Origin of the sequence: Bacillus sp. FDAARGOS_527 (assembly GCF_003812125.1) — a bacterium.
Classification (GTDB): domain Bacteria; phylum Bacillota; class Bacilli; order Bacillales; family Bacillaceae_G; genus Bacillus_A; species Bacillus_A paranthracis.
This window is the reverse complement of sequence record NZ_CP033795.1, coordinates 3389323-3408903: the sequence shown is the minus strand read 5'-3', so window position 1 is coordinate 3408903 and position 19581 is coordinate 3389323. Positions and strand designations below refer to the sequence as shown.

The following is a 19581-nucleotide window of genomic DNA, read 5'->3' as shown; positions in this document are numbered from 1 at the left end:
GCTTTCTTTTTTAGTGGAGAAGTTAAGTACTGAAAATATACGAAATGAGTAGTTTTTCCGTACGTTTCTGCATGAAAAAAGGTATAATGACAAAAATATAGTTGCCTTCAGGGGAAAAGATAACAGCTATCTGCATAGTTTTTGAAAAAGGAAGAGCATCTATTCTTCTTTTATTCTGTCAAATAGTTGACCTGAAGTGATAAAATGTATTATAATCGTAAAAGACATGCTGAAGAAGTGTTTCTTTTTGCATGCTGGAGTTAGTATGTAAGTGTGATGTTTCGGAGGGAGGGAAAGAGAATGTCAAAAACAGTCGTTCGTAAAAACGAGTCTTTGGAGGATGCACTTCGCCGTTTTAAAAGATCGGTTTCTAAAACTGGTACACTTGCTGAAGCAAGAAAGCGCGAGTTTTATGAAAAACCAAGTGTAAAACGTAAGAAGAAATCTGAAGCGGCAAGAAAGCGTAAATTCTAAGAGAGGGTGTAAGTTATGAGTCTTCTCGGTCGTTTAAACGATGATATGAAACAAGCGATGAAGAATAAACAAAAAGAAAAATTAACCGTCATTCGTATGGTTAAGGCTGCTTTACAAAATGAAGGTATTAAACTACAGCATACTCTTACTGAAGAAGAGGAACTAACAGTTTTAGCTCGTGAAGTAAAACAGCATAAGGACTCCCTCCTTGAATTTAAAAAAGCTGGTCGTGAAGACCTTGTTAATAAACTGCAAAGTGAAATTCAGATTTTAAGCGCATATTTGCCGGAGCAATTAACGGAAGAAGAGCTAGTTGATATAATCAAGCAAGTTATTTCTGAAGTTGGTGCGACGTCTAAAGCAGATATGGGTAAGGTGATGACTGCTGTTATGCCGAAAGTAAAAGGTAAAACAGATGGATCGCTTGTGAATAAGCTGGTTATCCAGCTATTAGCATAAAAAAACGTCTCATTTCGTATGAGACGTTTTTTTATGCTTTTTTCAGTTTGGACGTGATATTACAAGCTCTTTTTTCATACATATGGGATGAGAGGGGGTCTTTTGGGATGAAAAAATTAGAACAAATGAAGAATTGGTTAACGAAGCAAATAGACCTACCAGTGGATGTGCTAATGGATCTACCTCGGATCACGCTTGTTGGGCAAGTGCATATCTATATAGAAAATCATCGAGGTTTATTAGTGTTTTCAGATAAAGAAGTAAGATTGTTGTTAAAGCATGGTCAGTTATTAATTAAGGGGCAGTCCTTTGTTATTAAAACAATCCTTCCGGAAGAACTTTTGCTTGAAGGGATAATTGAGCAAGTGACGTTTTTAGAAGACGAACAGAAAGAGAAGTAAGGGAAACTTCCGTATGTGAAGTTTTTCTTCTTTATTCTAATGATTTGTCCCTACTATTTAAGTTTATCCCGCTTTAATGGGCAGTAAGCCCCCGCCTCAAAATTCAGCGAAAGCAAAGAAGTTAGGTGGGGGTCGGGCTATCCATTAAAGTCCAATTGGTGAGGGCTGATTAAAGTCTCACTTTATCCCGCTATTTATGGAAAATAAAACTCTTTATTTCATTTTCGTACGAGCTATTTTGCTAATTAAAGTGAAAAGTAGTGTGTCTACTTTTGGAAAGGTAGTGAAGGTAGTAGATGAAAAATAAATGGTTTATAAAGTGGCTTGGATATGTAAAGGTACGAATTGAAGGTAGAGGAGCGGAGCGGTTTGTTAACGAATGTGTGCGTAGAAAATTATTAGTTTGGGACGTTAAGAAAATCGCCGATGAAACGTTAGTCTTTTGTATGCTATTACGAGATGTGAAAAAAATAAAGCCGATTTATAGAAAAAATGAGTGTAAACTATATTTTATTGGGCGTTACGGTTTTCCATTTTGGAATAAGCGCTTAATTAAAAATAGTGGATTCTTAATTGGTTTTTTAATTTTCTTCTTTGGCATGATTGCATTATCGAATATGGTTTGGAAAATTGAAATTACAGGAGCGAAACCTGAAACAGAATATATATTGATGAAAGAATTGGACAAAATGGGTATTAAAAAAGGAAAATTACAATTCCAAATGCCTAGTGTAGAAGATGTACAACGTCATTTGACGGACAATATTAATGCGATTACTTGGGCAGGATTAGAAGTAAGGGGAACGACGTACCATTTTAAAATTGTTGAAAAAAATGAGCCGAAAAAAGAAAAAGAACAAAGGCCGCAAAATTTAGTGGCAAAAAAAGAAGCGATTGTTACAAAAACATTTGTTGAAGTTGGAAAACCAGTCGTTTTAAAAAATGATCATGTAGAAAAAGGGCAGCTTCTCGTATCAGGGATATACGGTAATGAGGAGAGTCCAACCATTGTTTCGGCGAAAGGTATTGTATATGGAGAAACGTGGTACACATCTGAGGTGAATGTACCACTCAAGACGCAATTTCAAGTATATACTGGTAATACGTATAATGAGCATTACCTTACATTTGGGAGTACAAAAATAAAAATATGGGGATTTCAGCATGATAAGTATAAACGTTCTCGTACGGAAAGTGTAAAACATGATGTGAAATTATTTGGTTTTACACTGCCGATTGCATATGAAAAAGATGTAGTGCGAGAAGAGGAAGAGGCGAACCGAGAATATACAGAAAAACAGGCAATGAAAGTAGCGAAAGAAATGGCCGAAAAAGAACTAAAGAAAAAATTGGATGAACATGCTATGATTGTAAGTGATAAGATTTTGAGTAAAGAGGTTGAGGCGGATCAACTAAAAGTCACTTTGCATTATACTGTGATTGAAAATATTGCAGAGCCACAACCAATATCCGAATCCGATATTCAAGGAGACTGAGTAATGGCAGAACAATTAGTAGAAATGAACCAACAATTGGAAAATACTAACGAAGCAATCGCTCTTTTTGGAGTCAATGATGCTCATTTGAAAGTAATTGAACGGGAACTGAATGTATCAATCGTAACTAGAGGTGAAACTGTTCATGCATCTGGAGCAGTTGAAACTGTGACACTCGTAGAAAAAATCTTACAACAACTACTTGTTGTTATTCGAAAAGGTGTGTCAATTACAGAAAGAGATGTTGCGTATGCAATTCAGCTCGCACAACAAGGGAAAATTGCTCAATTTGAAGAGTTATATGAAGAAGAAATCTTTAAAACGGCAAAAGGTAAATCCATTCGTGTAAAAACGATGGGACAAAGAAGATATATTCATGCAATGAAGAAAAATGATATTGTATTTGGAATAGGACCTGCCGGGACTGGGAAAACATACTTAGCTGTAGTAATGGCTGTAAGAGCTTTAAAGCAAGGGTATGTAAAGAAAATCATTTTAACGAGACCGGCTGTAGAAGCTGGAGAAAGTTTAGGATTTTTACCAGGTGATTTGAAAGAGAAGGTAGATCCGTACTTACGTCCATTGTATGATGCTCTGCACGATATTCTTGGACAAGAATATACGCAGCGTATGATGGAGAGAGGTGTAATTGAAATCGCACCTCTTGCTTATATGAGAGGACGTACGCTCGATGATTCATTTGTTATTTTAGATGAAGCGCAAAATACAACGGGTGCACAAATAAAAATGTTTTTAACTAGATTAGGTTTTAGTTCTAAAATGGTTATTACGGGGGACCCTTCACAAGTAGACTTACCAAAAGGGGTAAAATCAGGGCTTACGCTAGCCGCTAACATTTTATCTGGTGTATCAGGTCTTTCATTCATTACGTTAGAACAAACGGACGTTGTAAGGCATCCACTGGTACAACGTATTATTGAGGCATATGATAAAATGGAATGATCCTATTTGTCAGGATCATTTCTTTTTGTATTAAGGTTGGCGAACGGCATATTTTTTACTATCATAAAAGATAAGAGAAATAAACTATAGGTACTGGTGTATAAAAATGTTACCTAAAAGTATCGTTGGCTAGAAGAAATGAAAGCTATAAATAGTTTCACTTTATTTCTAGAGAGGAGAAGGTATTGAAATCATGTTAAGATCTCAAGAAATTTCTAAGTGGTTTCGTAATTTACAACATTCGAAAAAACTAAGTTGGATTTCTTACGTTTTATTAGGGGCGGTGCTGTTTTTTGCACTTATGAATAATGTGAAACCAGAGCAATTAGATGTTGATATGTATTCTATTGCGAAAAAAACAATTCATTCTCCTATTAAAATTGAAGATAAGGTTATAACGGAAAGAAAAAAACAAGAGGCCGCTCAAAAAGTCGGGGATCAATATACATATAGAAGTGAATATAAACAAAATAGAGTAGATATTGTAAATGATGTTTTTGCTAAGGTGAATGAAGTAATTCAGGAGATGAAAGCTGCTGGACCTGAAGAGCAAAAAAAGATGACCGATGCGAATAAATTAGAAAAGTTGAAGAAGAAGTTGCCATCTAATTTAACGAAGGAATTATCGGATGAGAATTTATTATACTTTATTAATGCAGAACCGGATCAATTAGAATTAGCAAAGAATGCGGCTTTAACGTCTGTTAGCGTTATCATGGGTGGAAATATTAAAATGTCCGAAGAAATGGCAGCAAAAGAGCGATTTGTTAATGAAATGAAAAGCCTGAATGTGAATAGCGGATTGAAAGAAGCTGTGAATGCGCTAGGATCATATGCGATTACAGCAAATTATTTCTATGATCCGGCTGTAACGAAAGAGAAGAAGAAAGCAGAAGAAGATTTAGTTCCACCTGTTTATATTCTTCAAGGACAAGTTATTGTTAGAGAAGGTGAAACAATTTCAAGTGATATGTATAATCAGTTGAAATTAGTCGGTTTATTAGAAAAAGGTAATAGTTTTCAGCCTTATGTTGGATTAGCGGTGCTCATTGGTGTGTTACTATACTTTATGCATAAACAGTTTGAAGTATTTTTACAGCGGAAAAGAGAAGACAAACCGTACATTTTAGCGTATATTACAATTTTGTCTATCACGATTGTTTTAATGAAAATTATTAGTTTGTTTCAAAAGCTTGAATATGCAGGAATTGCGTATGTTGTCCCAGTTGCGATGGGAACGATACTTGTAAAACTAATGATTGGCGATCGATTTGTATTTTTAACAAGTATGATTTTTTCTGTGTGCGGAAGTATTATGTTTAATGAAGGAGTAACAAGTACACTAAATTATAGTGTAGGCATTTATGTGTTATTAAGTTCATTATCAGTGAGCATTTTCTTAAGAGAAAAAAATCGTCGTACGATGATTTTACAAGCTGGTATACTCGTTTCAATCTTAAATGTAGTCGTCTTGGCGGCGTTATTATTATTACGTAATGGGAATTTTTCGCCTCTTGAAATTGGTACCCAATTATTAATGGCTTCCCTTTCAGGAATTATCTCATCCGTTTTGGCTATGGGGATATTACCATATTTAGAAAGTGGACTTGGAATTGTATCAAGTATGAAGCTTATGGAATTATCAAGTCCGAATCATCCGCTGTTGCGTAGAATTTTATTAGAAGCGCCAGGGACATATCACCATAGTGTAATGGTAGCAAATCTTTCTGAGGCGGCTTGTGAAGCAGTTGGAGCAAATGGTGTATTAGCGCGTGTAGGGGCGTACTATCATGATGTAGGAAAAACAGTACAACCACAATTCTTTATTGAAAACCAGATGGGAATTGAAAATCCGCATGATAAATTAGATCCTGTGACGAGTAAAGATATTATCATTGCTCATGTAACCGATGGAGTAAAGATGCTTGAAGAATACCATATTCCGCAAGAAATTATCGATATTGCTGGACAACACCATGGTACAACGCTCCTGAAATATTTTTATTATAAGGCGATTAAAGAAGATAAAGAAAAATATACAGAAGAGATGTTCCGTTATCCGGGATCAAAAGCAACTTCTAAAGAATCGGCAATAGTTGGTATTGCGGATAGTGTTGAGGCAGCGGTACGTTCTATGAATCACCCAACGCCAGATCAAATTAATAATTTAGTACAAAGTATTATTAAAGATCGCCTGCAAGATGGGCAATTTAGTGAATGTGATTTGACATTTAAGGAACTACAAATCGTTGGAAAAACGTTATGTGAAACGTTAAATGGTATTTTCCATTCGCGTATTACATATCCGGAACCACCGGAAGATAAGGAGAAAGAATGAGTTTATTAATTGATTTCATTGATGAAACAGAAGAAGTGAAAGAAGAGTATGTGAATTTAATTCGTGAGATATTAGGAAAAGCAGCTCAAATGGAAAAAATAGAGGATGGTGCAGAGTTATCAGTAACATTTGTAGATAACGAACGCATTCGCGAGATTAATCGTGATTACCGAGATAAGGATCAGCCTACTGATGTCATTTCTTTTGCTATGGAAGAAATGGGAGAAGGAGAAATGGAAATTGTAGGTGTAGAGATGCCGCGTATGTTAGGTGATCTTATTATTTCTATTCCGAGAGCGAAAGAACAAGCTGAAGAGTATGGACATTCTTTTGATCGTGAACTTGGCTTTTTAGCGTTACATGGCTTTTTACATTTACTTGGTTATGACCACATGACAGAAGAGGATGAAAAAGAAATGTTCGGAAGACAAAAAGAAATTTTAGAAGCATTTGGATTAGGACGATGAAAAAAGGAAAACTTATAGATAGTTTTGGGTATGCTATAGTCGGTATATTCTTTTGTCTTCGTCATGAACGAAATATGAAAATTCATTATTTAGCCGCAGTTGTTGTTATATGCTGCGGCTTTTATTTCCATATTACAAAAGTAGAATGGATGGTATTACTTATTGTAATAGGAATTGTAATGAGTTTAGAGATGGTAAATACGGCTGTGGAAAAAACAGTAGATTTAGCGACTACCGATATACATCCGTTTGCGAAAGTCGCAAAGGATGTCGCGGCGGGAGCGGTTTTATTGTTTGCGATAATAGCCGTTATAATTGGTGCTATTATCTTTTTACCGTATGTGGTATAGTTGCATTCCAAAGCTTTTCTTAAGCTTTGAAGGTGCCGTAAAGGCCTTTAATAAGAGAGTGTATCTATTCACAGCTGTGAACAGGAAGGATGCGGGAATATGAATGGTCAACAATTAATTCAAGAAGCAATCGAAGCGCGTAAACAAGCGTACGTACCATATTCTAAATTTCAAGTAGGTGCAGCATTATTAACGCAGGATGGAAAAGTATATCGTGGATGTAATGTTGAGAATGCTTCATATGGCTTATGTAACTGTGCAGAAAGAACAGCTTTATTTAAGGCGGTTTCTGAAGGAGATAAAGAGTTTGTAGCTATCGCAATTGTGGCGGATACGAAGCGTCCAGTACCTCCTTGTGGAGCATGTCGACAAGTTATGGTAGAATTATGTAAACAGGATACGAAAGTATACCTATCAAATTTACATGGTGACGTTCAAGAGACAACAGTCGGGGAATTGTTACCAGGAGCATTTTTAGCGGAGGATTTACATGAATAGAAAAGGTTATAAATCAGGTTTTGTCTCTATTATTGGCAGACCGAATGTTGGGAAATCTACATTTTTAAATCGTATTATTGGTCAAAAAATTGCTATTATGAGTGACAAGCCACAAACAACTCGTAATAAAATTCAAGGCGTATATACAGAAAATGATTCACAAGTAATTTTTATTGATACCCCAGGAATACATAAACCGAAACATAAACTAGGCGATTTCATGGTGAAGATGGCGCAAACGACATTAAAAGAAGTTGATATCGTTCTATTTATGGTGAATGCTGTTGAAGGCTTTGGTCGTGGTGAAGAATTCATCATCGAGAAGTTAAAAGAAACGAAACAACCAGTATTTTTAGTTATTAATAAAATTGACCAAGTTCACCCAGAACAATTATTAGAGTTAATTGATCAATATCGCAAATTACATGACTTTGCAGAAATCGTACCAATTTCTGCATTAGACGGTAATAACGTAGAGGCCCTAATTGGTACAATTAAAAAGTATTTACCGGAAGGACCACAATACTACCCAGATAATCAAGTAACGGATCATCCGGAGAGATTTATTATTGCAGAGCTTATTCGTGAGAAAGTACTACATTTAACACGTGAAGAAGTGCCGCATTCTGTAGCTGTTGTTATCGATGCAATTCAAAAACGCGAGGGCGGGGCAGTTTATATTAATGCAACGATTGTTGTGGAACGTCCGTCGCAAAAAGGGATTATTATCGGAAAACAAGGGAAGATGTTAAAAGAAGTCGGTAAGCGAGCTCGTTTTGATATTGAAGCATTACTTGGTTCTAAAGTATTTTTAGAAGTATGGGTAAAAGTGCAAAAAGATTGGCGTAATAAAATGTCTCAGCTTCGTGACCTTGGTTTCCGCGAAGACGAGTATTAAAATAGAGTAAAGCTGTAATCAGCGGATGTTTTGTTCATCCGCTGATTATTGGTTTTTACGAGTTTTGATAAATTAGGAAAAATTTTTCTCACATGAAAATGGACAAAATGGGTCAATTTAATAACAACAAAGGAAATTGGTTTATAGGCTACGCTTATTGAGAAAGGTGGATTCTTATGCTAGATTTTACCTGGAAGTTTTTCTCCAAAACAGGAAGCATTGAGACGTATTTGCTTTTGAAAGAAATGGAAAAAGACGTAAACGATGAGATGGATCAACATGAAGAGGAGCTAGCGCATCTAGACTCTCCAATTTCTTGACCCGTTTTGTTCAAACCTTGGATGGTGACGAACATGTTTCAAAAAGTTGAGGGCATCGTTATCCGTACGACAGATTACGGAGAAACGAACAAGATTGTTACAATATTCTCAAGAGAATTGGGTAAGGTAAGTGCAATGGCAAGAGGAGCGAAAAAACCGAAAAGCCGGTTAGCATCTGTTTCGCAACTTATGACACATGGTCATTTTCTTATTCAAATGGGATCTGGACTTGGAACTTTGCAACAAGGCGAGATTATTTCAACTATGAAAGAAATTCGCGAGGATATATTTTTAACTGCTTATGCATCATTTATTGTTGAGTTAACTGATAAAGCAACAGAAGATAAAAAACATAATCCATATTTATTTGAAATGTTATATCAAACGTTGCATTATATGTGTGAGGGTGTTGATCCAGAAGTATTATCATTAATTTATCAAACGAAAATGCTTCCGGTATTAGGGATGCGCCCGTACTTTGATACATGTGCGATTTGTCATCAAGAAACAGATTTTGTCGCCTTCTCTGTTAGGGAGGGCGGTTTTCTGTGCTCACGTCATGCTGAGCAAGATCAGTATCGTATACCAGTGGGGGAAGCCGTTCATAAATTATTACGTCTTTTCTACCACTTCGATTTACATAGACTTGGCAATGTATCAGTGAAGGATAGCACAAAAAAACAAATGCGTTTAGTATTGAATACATATTATGATGAATATTGCGGGATTTATTTGAAATCAAGACGTTTCTTAGAACAACTTGATAAGTTTCAAATATAATTTGGGGCCGTATACGGTCCTTTTTACATCCTTTCTTTTTCGAATAGCATATTTAGTATATAATATTTAAGAGATAGTATAACTTTTTTCGTTGTGCATTAAAGGTGGTGATTATCATAGAGCTGAATAAACGGCAAGAACATATCATTCAGATTGTAAAAGATCACGGTCCTATTACAGGGGAGTCAATTGCTGCGCAATTGGGATTAACACGTGCAACGCTAAGACCAGACTTAGCAATTTTAACGATGGCTGGTTATTTAGAAGCACGTCCACGCGTAGGTTATTTTTATACGGGTAAAACTGGGGGGCAGTTATTATCTGAAGCTGTTAAGAAAATTAAAGTACAAGATTATCAATCTAGACCGGTTGTAATTGATAAAAATGTATCGGTATACGATGCGATTTGTACTATGTTTTTAGAGGATGTAGGTACATTATTCGTTGTAGATCAATCGACTCTATTAGTAGGCGTTGTATCTCGTAAAGATTTATTACGAGCTAGCTTAGGGAAGCAGGATTTAACCTCACTTCCGGTTAATATTATCATGACAAGGATGCCAAACATTGCGATGTGTCGTAGAGAAGATTCTTTATATGATATTGCGATGGAATTAATAGAAAGACAGATTGATGCGATGCCAGTTGTAAAAGATACGAAACAAGGTTTAGAAGTGGTTGGACGAATTACAAAAACAAATATTACACGTGCGTTTGTAAACTTAGTAAATAACGAATAAGTGTAATTTGTTTAAAGTGAGGTAATGTAATGGATAATAAAATCGTATATGTCGTATCTGACTCTGTAGGAGAAACGGCTGATTTGGTTGTTCGAGCAGCAATGGGGCAATTCCCATTTGCTCCTGATATTAGACGTGTGCCGTATGTAGAAGATACAGGGACATTAAAAGAAGTGATTTCGATTGCTAAGAGCAATCAAGCACTTATTTGTTTTACGTTAGTAAAGCCTGACATGCGCCAATATTTAGTGACAGAGGCTGCAAAAGAAGGTGTAGAGGCATATGATATTATTGGCCCTCTAATCGATCAAATTGAAGAAATTACAGGGCAAGTGCCTAGATATGAGCCTGGTGTTGTTCGTAGGTTAGATGAAGAATACTTTAAAAAGATTGAAGCGATTGAGTTTGCTGTGAAGTATGATGATGGTAGAGATGCACGTGGTATTTTAAAAGCAGATATCGTGTTAATTGGGATTTCACGCACATCAAAAACACCACTTTCTCAATATTTAGCTCATAACAAACGTTTGAAAGTTGCCAACGTACCACTAGTACCAGAAGTAGATCCGCCTGAAGAATTATATCAAGTGGCTAAAGAAAAATGCTTCGGTTTGAAAATTACGCCAGAGAAGTTAAATCATATTCGAAAAGAGCGATTGAAATCACTTGGACTAAGTGATGGAGCAACATATGCCAATATTAATCGTATTAAAGAAGAGATTGATCACTTTGAGAATGTAGTTAGTAAAATAAATTGTCAAGTAATTGATGTATCGAACAAAGCGATTGAAGAAACAGCTAACATTATTGTGAATGCAGTGCAAAACCAAAAAATGTTTTAGCACATTTACCAAAGGTGAATGTGCTTTTTTCGCTCGTGAGAAACACAGTGCCTGCTGATTTCGTAATAGATGATAGCGAAGTGGTTATGCTTATATTTTTCGGTCTTTTTATTATGCTAAAGGTAGGATTTCACTATCCTGAAATAGAAGATGAAAAAATAAAGGGATATGTAGCGTAGTTGAAGAAAATATATTATAATAAAAAATTGTGATAAAAACCTATATTTTACGTTTAGACTTTAATTTTTCAGAATAAACTAGGGATAGGATTTAAGAAATGACATGTAATTACGTTAAATCGACAAAATCTATACAAGAAAACGCACATTATGGAAGGATTCGCAGAAGGGATGTAGAATACAGAAATATGCAAAACATCAATATGGTATGAGTTGATGCAGATGCATATACTGTGAAGGCTGACAATTGTGCGAGCTGGAACGAAATTTCATGTCAAAATTTTGTTTGTCACATCGTATGCTCATCGTTTAAGGAAGCAGCGAGGGAATTTGGATCTATGTAGATGCTGAATAAGCAAAAGTTGATTTCTTTATATGTATCAACATGCAAAAAACAGATCTCGTGATCACATAGGATATGGTGCTTGCTAGTCTTCTTATGAAAAAGTGCATATGTATTGTCTCCATGAGGTACATTTGTAATAGATGAGCAAATGGATACAATTTTATATAGTAGGTACGTATCTGCGAAGTTACGCAGAAAAGGGTCTGCAAAATCGCTTGATAACGTGATCGACAACATTTTCTAATAAGTTTAGAAAAAATATTGTCGAATTATAAAGGAATTTTTTAATTTATATCGAATACAAAATACGACACGGAGATGGAGTTATGGGGAACAGAATTCCTGAAGAAGTTGTTGAACAAATTCGGACATCATCCGATATTGTCGAAGTGATTGGTGAATACGTTCAACTTAGAAAACAGGGACGTAACTATTTCGGCCTTTGTCCGTTTCATGGTGAGAATTCTCCTTCATTCTCTGTTTCATCTGACAAGCAAATTTTTCATTGCTTCGGATGTGGAGAAGGTGGAAATGTATTTTCCTTTCTAATGAAAATGGAAGGACTGGCTTTTACCGAAGCTGTTCAAAAGCTAGGTGAAAGAAATGGAATTGCGGTTGCAGAGTATACATCAGGGCAAGGACAACAAGAAGACATATCTGATGACACTGTCATCATGCAACAGGCTCATGAACTTTTGAAAAAGTATTATCATCATTTATTAGTAAATACAGAAGAAGGAAATGAAGCACTTTCGTATTTGTTAAAACGTGGTATTACAAAAGAGATGATTGAGAAGTTTGAAATTGGTTATGCGTCACCTGCTTGGGATGCAGCAACGAAAATCTTACAAAAAAGAGGTTTATCGCTATCAAGTATGGAACAAGCTGGTCTTCTCATAAGAAGCGAGAAGGATGGTAGTCATTATGATCGCTTCCGTGGAAGAGTTATGTTTCCAATCTATACGTTACAAGGTAAAGTGATAGCGTTTAGTGGAAGGGCATTAGGAGATGACACTCCGAAATATTTAAATAGCCCAGAAACACCAATTTTTCACAAAAGTAAATTGTTGTATAACTTCCACCAAGCGAGGCCGTTTATTAGAAAACGTGGGCAAGTGGTCCTTTTTGAAGGGTATGCTGACGTACTAGCTGCGGTAAAAAGTGGTGTGGAAGAAGCTGTTGCGACAATGGGAACAGCTTTAACTGAAGAACAAGCAAAACTTCTGCGACGTAACGTTGAAACTGTTGTTCTTTGCTATGATGGTGATAAAGCAGGGCGAGAAGCGACGATGAAAGCAGGGCAATTATTGTTGCAAGTTGGTTGCCAAGTGAAAGTTACATCCTTGCCAGATAAGCTTGATCCTGATGAATATGTGCAACAATATGGGACAACTGCTTTTGAAAATCTTGTGAAATCAAGTATAAGTTTTGTTGGTTTTAAAATAAATTATTTGCGTTTAGGGAAAAATTTGCAAGATGAGTCGGGCAAAGAAGAGTATGTGAAAAGTGTTTTAAAAGAGTTATCGTTGTTACAGGATGCGATGCAGGCAGAATCATATTTGAAGTCATTATCGCAAGAATTTTCGTATTCAATGGAAACACTTTTGAATCAATTGCACCAATATCGCAAAGAACAAAAGGTACAGCAAAAACAAGTAAAGCAGGTTTCTAAGCCGTCTCAAATTGTTCAAACAAAACCGAAGTTAACAGGTTTTGAAAGGGCAGAAAGAGAAATTATTTACCATATGTTGCAAAGTCCAGAAGTGGCCGTTCGTATGGAATCCCACATAGAAGATTTTCATACAGAAGAACATAAAGGGATTTTATATGAACTATACGCATATTATGAAAAGGGAAATGAACCTTCAGTCGGAACATTTTTAAGTTGGCTCTCTGATGAAAAGTTGAAAAATATTATTACTGATATTTCGACGGATGAATTTATTAATCCAGAATACACAGAAGAAGTGTTACAAGGCCATTTGGAGACGCTTAGACGTCATCAAGAAAAACTTGAAAAGATGGAAATCATCTTCAAGATAAAACAAATGGAAAAAACAGATCCTGTAGAGGCTGCTAAATATTATGTAGCATATTTACAAAATCAAAAAGCGAGAAAATAGCTTTTTTGATAAATTTTTAGTATAATGAATGTTTGTATCTCGCGTAAGGAGGGGAACAGATGGCTGACAAACCAGCTCGTTCTAAACAAATTGAAACTGAAATGACCCTTGAGCAAGTGAAAGAACAACTCACTGAGCTCGGAAAAAAACGTGGCGTTCTTACATATGAAGAGATTGCAGAACGCATGAATGGATTTGAAATTGAATCCGATCAAATGGATGAATACTATGAATATTTAGGTGAACAAGGGATTGACTTAGTTGGCGACAATGACAACGACGAAGGCCCTAATAATCGCCAAATAGCAAAATCGGAAGAAGAATTCGACCTCAATGATTTAAGTGTACCACCAGGGGTTAAAATCAACGATCCTGTTCGTATGTATTTAAAAGAAATTGGTCGTGTAGATTTACTATCTGCAGAAGAAGAAATTCGACTTGCAACGCGTATTGAAGAAGGCGATGAAGAAGCGAAACGTCGTCTTGCAGAAGCAAACTTACGTCTTGTAGTAAGTATTGCAAAGCGCTACGTGGGCCGTGGTATGCTTTTCTTAGACTTAATCCAAGAAGGGAATATGGGTCTAATTAAAGCGGTTGAAAAGTTCGATTATCGTAAAGGTTTCAAATTTAGTACGTATGCAACTTGGTGGATTCGCCAAGCAATTACACGTGCGATTGCAGACCAAGCAAGAACAATTCGTATCCCAGTTCATATGGTTGAAACGATTAATAAGTTAATTCGTGTACAACGTCAATTATTACAAGATTTAGGACGTGAACCATCTCCTGAAGAGATTGGTGAAGAAATGGATCTTGCTCCAGAAAAAGTACGTGAAATCTTGAAAATTGCACAGGAGCCAGTTTCTCTTGAAACACCGATTGGTGAAGAAGATGACTCCCATTTAGGTGATTTCATTGAAGACCAAGAAGCAACATCGCCTGCGGACCATGCAGCGTATGAATTGCTAAAAGAACAATTAGAAGATGTGTTAGATACACTAACAGATCGTGAAGAAAATGTTCTACGTCTTCGTTTTGGTTTAGATGATGGACGAACTCGTACGCTTGAAGAAGTTGGGAAAGTATTCGGCGTAACGAGAGAACGTATCCGTCAAATTGAAGCAAAAGCACTTCGTAAATTGAGACATCCAAGCCGTAGTAAGCGTCTTAAGGATTTCTTAGAATAGGCTACCTTTAAGTTTACTTCACTTTTGTGAAGTAAACTTTTTTATTTTGTTAATTTTTGTTAAACTTTAGCTGTCAGCAACGATTACAATTTCTTGTAATTTATTTTACAGAATTGTCTTTTGATTTGCAAATGCTCATTTTTCGATTTTTCGATTAATTTTGTTTATTCTATACAAAAATATATGTAGAAAAGTGAAAAATATGATGAGAAACGTTAATAATTATCGAAATAATAAGCGATATAACAATAAAAAACAATAAACTGAATTTATGGAATATTTTTAACGATTAGTAGTTTACTCTTTTCTGATAGAGCGTTTTCAAGTACAATGGAAATGACTGAATCATCTAACTATTTAGGGGTATAGAGGGGGGAGAAGAGATATGAAACGTAATCCGCTGATTCCGTTCGCTCTTATTGCAGCATTGGGTATTATCGTTATGTTTGTATTTTCATTTCAGGGGCTAAATAAATCTAAAGAGTTAGCTGATGCAAAAAATGGCGGGAAGCCAGCACAAACAGCATCCAAGCCAGAGGATATTGTGAAGCAAAGCTGTACGAGCTGCCACGGTGATCAATTACAAGGGGCGGTAGGACCTAATTTACAAAAAATTGGTGGGAAACTTTCAAAGGATGAAATTAAAGAAATTCTTTCGAAAGGAAAAGGCAATATGCCACCGAATATAGTTCCAGCTGATCAAGCCGCTAAAGTAGCTGATTGGTTATCGAAGAAAAAATAAAGTTCCGTATAACAAGCCTTTTGCTTAAGCAAAAGGCTTGTTTTTCTATATTTTCTAAAATACGATGAATGATAGAGAAGTGAATTGTTGTTATAGGCTTGCAACAACTACTATAAATTCATTATCATGGAGACAGACTGACAAGAGAAGGAGTAATGGAAATACATGAATGAAGTAAAGCTTTCAAAACGATTAGAAGAAGTTGTGCGTGAAATACCAGTAGGATCTACAGTTGCCGATATTGGATCGGATCATGCGTATTTACCGTGTTATACAATTATAAATAATATTGCTACTAAAGCAGTTGCTGGAGAGGTTGTAGATGGACCATTTCGCTCTGCGCAGGCAACTGTAGCTGAAAGTGGCTTACAAGATAAAGTAGATGTGCGTAAAGGGAATGGATTAGCTGTTATCGAGCCAGGAGAAGTAGATGTAATTACGGTTGCCGGAATGGGCGGAGCGTTAATTCGTGATATTTTAGAAAGTGGTAAAGAAAAATTAGAAGGTGTAACACGTTTAATCTTACAGCCGAATATTGCAGCGCATCACATTCGTGAATGGTTTATTGCGAATGGATGGGAGCTTATCCATGAAAAAATCGTAAAAGAAGATGGGAAAATTTACGAGATTTTAGTAGGGGAGCGAGGAAATATCACGGTTCCTTACTCTGAAAATAAACAGGCTGAATTATTTATGGGACCATTTTTAATGAAAGAAAAAAGTGAAGCTTTCGTTGAAAAGTGGGAAGGAGAATTAAAAAACTTCCAAAATATTTTAAAGCAGTTAGAACGTGCGGCTGATTCTGAAGAAACAAAAGCGAAGCGTGCGGAAGTAGAAGCGAAAATGAAAATGATAGGGGAGGTTTTATCATGAGTAAAATTCCAAATGGCCATGAAATTATTTCGTTATTTGAAAGTATGTATCCGAAGCATTTGGCGATGGAAGGAGATAAGATTGGCTTGCAGATTGGAGCGCTTAATAAACCCGTGCAGCACGTATTAATTGCGTTAGATGTAACGGAAGAAGTTGTGGATGAAGCAATTCAATTAGGAGCGAATGTCATTATTGCGCATCATCCTTTAATTTTTAACCCGCTAAAAGCGATTCATACAGATAAGGCATATGGGAAAATTATTGAAAAGTGTATTAAAAATGATATTGCAATCTATGCCGCGCATACAAATGTGGATGTTGCTAAGGGCGGGGTAAATGATTTACTTGCTGAGGCGTTAGGATTGCAAAATACAGAAGTTTTGGCACCGACATATGCAGAAGAAATGAAAAAAATTGTTGTGTTTGTGCCTGAAACTCATGCAGAAGAAGTACGAAAAGCATTAGGAGACGCAGGTGCTGGTCATATCGGCAATTATAGTCACTGTACGTTTAATAGCGAGGGTACAGGTACGTTTGTACCTCAAGAGGGGACAAATCCTTATATCGGGGAAACTGGACAGTTAGAGCGCGTAGAAGAAGTGCGAATCGAAACGATTATTCCAGCTTCACTACAACGAAAAGTGATTAAAGCAATGGTAACAGCACATCCATATGAAGAAGTAGCCTATGATGTGTATCCACTTGATAACAAAGGTGAAACGTTAGGGCTTGGAAAAATAGGGTATTTACAAGAAGAAATGACACTTGGACAGTTTGCGGAACATGTAAAGCAATCGTTAGATGTAAAGGGTGCGCGAGTTGTTGGGAAATTAGATGATAAAGTGCGCAAAGTAGCTGTACTTGGTGGCGATGGTAACAAATACATCAATCAAGCTAAATTTAAAGGTGCGGATGTATATGTAACAGGTGACATGTATTATCATGTTGCCCATGATGCGATGATGCTCGGTTTAAATATCGTCGACCCAGGACATAACGTTGAAAAGGTAATGAAGCAAGGTGTACAAAAGCAATTACAAGAAAAAGCAGATGCAAAGAAACTGAATGTACATATTCATGCTTCACAGTTACATACAGATCCATTTACATTTGTATAAGAAAAATAAAAAACCGTTGCTCATATAGGCAACGGTTTTTATTATTGTTCTTTTTTCACTTTTACACGAGGTAATATTTTTTGTAACGGTACTTTTCGAACTCTTTCCCATGTAGCAGGATTCATTGGGTCATATTGCTCTAAGAAAGCGATAACCTCTTTTGTAATTGGTGTTGGAGTAGAAGCGCCTGCTGTAACAGCTACGTTCTCGACACCTTGTAGCCATTCTAATTTGATTTCACTTACGTCCGCAACGCGGTATGCTTTCGTACCAGCGATTTCTTGCGATACTTGTGCTAAACGGTTTGAGTTATTACTTTTCGGGTCACCGACAACAATTGTTAAGTCTGCAACATCAGCTTGTTTGGCAACCGCTTCTTGGCGAACTTGAGTTGCTAAACAAATTTCCTTATGGAACTCTGCTGTTGGGAATTTCTTCTGAATGTCCTCCATTAAATGTTGAACATCCCATTGACTCATCGTTGTTTGATTTGTAACTAAAATTTTATCCGTTGGAATTTCTAATGTTTTTAAATCATCGGCTCTTTCGATAAGATGAACGATGTCAGGTGCGATACCAACTGCGCCTTCTGGTTCTGGATGATTTTTTTTGCCAATATAAATGACATGGTAACCTTCAGCTTTCTTTGCTTCAATAAGGTCATGTGTTTTTGTAACATCTGGGCAAGTGGCATCGATTGTTGTTAAACCTTTTTCTTTTGCACGTTGTTTAACTTCTGGAGAAACACCGTGTGCAGTGAAAATAACAGTACCAGAATCGATTTTATCTAAAATGTCTAATCGACTTGGACCATCTAGTGTGATGATGCCATCTTCTTCGAACGCATCTGTTACATGTTTGTTGTGAACAATCATACCTAAAATATAAATAGGTCTTGGTAATGATGTATCTAATGCGGCGTTACGTGCAATAACCATCGCGTCCACAACACCGTAGCAATAACCACGAGGGGAAATTTTAACAATTTTCATACGAGTAATCCTCTCCTTCTAAACAAGGGATACTTTTGTGCATAGTCTTTTACATTATAAAGGAGGAGTGGATAGAAAACAAAGGATTGTTACACATATAGTTTTGGTTTTGTTGCTATTTTTTGAACAGGCTCCTCTCGTACTTCTTTTTCTATGACTGGCTCAATCACCATTTTTTTTCTTTTTCTTTTTTTGGATGGAGGATGTGGAGTTGCTACCTCAACCTTTTCTGTTACGTCTTCAGTTTGATCTTCGGTTGGATTTTCTTCCGTACTTTTTCCAGAGGTTAGAATTTTAACAATGCTTGGTAGGTTACGCATAATGGGACCGTACTGTTCGACGACAGGGCTTACAGATTGAACGACTTGTGATACTTTTTCGATATTATTTATCATATTAGTTGGATTCGAAATTAAATTCGAAAAAAAACTACCGATGCCGCTACTTGATGTGTCTGTATTTGCTGCACCGCCGCGCGTGTCGTTTGATTCATACATTTGAGGAGGGATCATTTGCTCGGGATGCTGCTGCATGTATGGTTGATATTGCTGTCGATATTGTTGCGGGTATTGGTGTTGGTATTGTTGCTGATATTGCTGTCGATATTGAGGTGGCGGTTGCTGGTGCTGGTGCATCATTGGCGGTCCTTCCATTTGTCGATAAGGCGGAACCATTTGCATGAAAGCTTCGGTTGGATCGTGTTTTTTAAAGAGTTTAGCAAGAAATCCTTTCTTTTTTTGTGCCATCGGTGGTAGTTGTGGAATTGGATATGGTGTATAAGGTTGCTGCCCTGGATTCGGATACATTTGCCTCATGGGGGATTTTGGAAACATGTGAGAAATCCTCCTTTCTTCAGTTAGGTATATACACATACAATATGCAATAAGAGGGAAGAAGGTTAGTTTTTGAAGTAAAAACCTAAACTAAAGATGGATTTTACTTGTAGATTTCGATATAATGTAGACTTGACTGATTTGTGCGCGCAGTAGAAATTT

The 19581-nt window shown here is 36.5% G+C and carries 22 protein-coding genes; 20 read left to right on the top strand and 2 right to left on the bottom strand.

All coding sequences use genetic code 11. From position 1 onward, the window contains the following. Positions 1-300: 300 nt before the first annotated feature. The 20 genes from rpsU (at position 301) to EGX95_RS20245 (ending at position 17594) form a co-directional block, all read left to right on the top strand. A complete protein-coding gene (rpsU, locus tag EGX95_RS20335) occupies positions 301-474 on the top strand; it encodes a 30S ribosomal protein S21 (protein WP_000048061.1) in 174 nt (57 codons plus the stop codon). Positions 475-489: 15 nt separating this feature from the next. After that, positions 490-933 carry a GatB/YqeY domain-containing protein gene (locus EGX95_RS20330; protein ID WP_000054571.1) on the top strand — a complete coding sequence of 148 codons (444 nt, stop codon included), beginning with the start codon at positions 490-492 and terminating at the stop codon, positions 931-933. A 107-nt stretch (positions 934-1040) separates the two neighbouring features. Continuing rightward, a complete protein-coding gene (gene yqfC / locus EGX95_RS20325) occupies positions 1041-1334 on the top strand; it encodes a sporulation protein YqfC (RefSeq protein WP_000732266.1) in 294 nt (97 codons plus the stop codon). 296 nt (positions 1335-1630) lie between these two features. Further along, the gene (gene yqfD / locus EGX95_RS20320) at positions 1631-2830 is read left to right on the top strand and encodes a sporulation protein YqfD (RefSeq protein WP_000792485.1); all 1200 of its coding nucleotides are present in this window, start codon (positions 1631-1633) and stop codon (positions 2828-2830) included. A gap of 3 nt (positions 2831-2833) precedes the next feature. Further along, positions 2834-3793, top strand: a complete 960-nt coding sequence (locus EGX95_RS20315; protein WP_000840516.1) for a PhoH family protein — start codon at positions 2834-2836, stop codon at positions 3791-3793. 193 nt (positions 3794-3986) lie between these two features. Then, positions 3987-6131, top strand: a complete 2145-nt coding sequence (locus EGX95_RS20310; protein ID WP_000946450.1) for an HD family phosphohydrolase — start codon at positions 3987-3989, stop codon at positions 6129-6131. Then, positions 6128-6598, top strand: coding sequence for an rRNA maturation RNase YbeY (gene ybeY, locus EGX95_RS20305; protein WP_000054692.1), 471 nt, complete (start codon positions 6128-6130; stop codon positions 6596-6598). Before EGX95_RS20310 ends, ybeY begins: the two co-directional genes overlap by 4 nt. Then, on the top strand, positions 6595-6948 hold the full coding sequence (locus tag EGX95_RS20300; RefSeq protein ID WP_000715482.1) for a diacylglycerol kinase family protein: 354 nt from the start codon (positions 6595-6597) through the stop codon (positions 6946-6948). The genes ybeY and EGX95_RS20300 overlap by 4 nt, the downstream gene beginning before the upstream one ends. 99 nt (positions 6949-7047) lie before the next feature. After that, positions 7048-7446: a cytidine deaminase gene (locus tag EGX95_RS20295; protein WP_001014347.1), complete on the top strand. Its 399-nt coding sequence runs from the start codon at positions 7048-7050 to the stop codon at positions 7444-7446. After that, a complete protein-coding gene (gene era, locus EGX95_RS20290) occupies positions 7439-8344 on the top strand; it encodes a GTPase Era (protein ID WP_001080241.1) in 906 nt (301 codons plus the stop codon). Before EGX95_RS20295 ends, era begins: the two co-directional genes overlap by 8 nt. A 176-nt stretch (positions 8345-8520) precedes the next feature. Next, positions 8521-8664, top strand: a complete 144-nt coding sequence (locus tag EGX95_RS20285; protein WP_000883924.1) for a YqzL family protein — start codon at positions 8521-8523, stop codon at positions 8662-8664. Between the two features lie 33 nt (positions 8665-8697). Further along, positions 8698-9444 (top strand): DNA repair protein RecO, encoded by a 747-nt coding sequence (recO, locus tag EGX95_RS20280; RefSeq protein WP_000487010.1) that lies wholly within the window; start codon positions 8698-8700, stop codon positions 9442-9444. A 107-nt stretch (positions 9445-9551) separates the two neighbouring features. Continuing rightward, positions 9552-10184: a transcriptional regulator CcpN gene (locus tag EGX95_RS20275; RefSeq protein WP_000583759.1), complete on the top strand. Its 633-nt coding sequence runs from the start codon at positions 9552-9554 to the stop codon at positions 10182-10184. Positions 10185-10213: 29 nt separating this feature from the next. Next, the gene (locus tag EGX95_RS20270) at positions 10214-11026 is read left to right on the top strand and encodes a pyruvate, water dikinase regulatory protein (RefSeq protein ID WP_000368943.1); all 813 of its coding nucleotides are present in this window, start codon (positions 10214-10216) and stop codon (positions 11024-11026) included. A 35-nt stretch (positions 11027-11061) separates the two neighbouring features. Then, complete coding sequence (locus EGX95_RS30500; RefSeq protein ID WP_153623457.1) at positions 11062-11205, top strand: hypothetical protein; 144 nt, start codon at positions 11062-11064, stop codon at positions 11203-11205. A 672-nt stretch (positions 11206-11877) separates the two neighbouring features. After that, entirely contained in the window at positions 11878-13674 is a 1797-nt protein-coding gene (dnaG, locus tag EGX95_RS20265; RefSeq protein WP_000528216.1) for a DNA primase, read from the top strand. Positions 13675-13733: 59 nt separating this feature from the next. Further along, complete coding sequence (rpoD, locus tag EGX95_RS20260; protein ID WP_000764060.1) at positions 13734-14861, top strand: RNA polymerase sigma factor RpoD; 1128 nt, start codon at positions 13734-13736, stop codon at positions 14859-14861. A 385-nt stretch (positions 14862-15246) separates the two neighbouring features. Beyond that, on the top strand, positions 15247-15603 hold the full coding sequence (gene cccA, locus EGX95_RS20255; RefSeq protein WP_000828145.1) for a cytochrome c550: 357 nt from the start codon (positions 15247-15249) through the stop codon (positions 15601-15603). Positions 15604-15768: 165 nt separating this feature from the next. Then, on the top strand, positions 15769-16476 hold the full coding sequence (locus tag EGX95_RS20250) for a tRNA (adenine(22)-N(1))-methyltransferase (RefSeq protein ID WP_001006548.1): 708 nt from the start codon (positions 15769-15771) through the stop codon (positions 16474-16476). Beyond that, on the top strand, positions 16473-17594 hold the full coding sequence (locus EGX95_RS20245) for a Nif3-like dinuclear metal center hexameric protein (RefSeq protein WP_000036211.1): 1122 nt from the start codon (positions 16473-16475) through the stop codon (positions 17592-17594). The genes EGX95_RS20250 and EGX95_RS20245 overlap by 4 nt, the downstream gene beginning before the upstream one ends. Before the next feature lie 41 nt (positions 17595-17635). On the opposite strand, the gene EGX95_RS20240 is transcribed toward EGX95_RS20245, so the two are convergent. Both EGX95_RS20240 and vrrA read right to left on the bottom strand, forming a co-directional pair. Continuing rightward, entirely contained in the window at positions 17636-18586 is a 951-nt protein-coding gene (locus EGX95_RS20240) for a 4-hydroxy-3-methylbut-2-enyl diphosphate reductase (RefSeq protein WP_000706669.1), read from the bottom strand. 89 nt (positions 18587-18675) lie between these two features. Next, a complete protein-coding gene (gene vrrA, locus EGX95_RS20235; protein ID WP_000484138.1) occupies positions 18676-19419 on the bottom strand; it encodes a VrrA/YqfQ family protein in 744 nt (247 codons plus the stop codon). Positions 19420-19581: the final 162 nt, after the last annotated feature.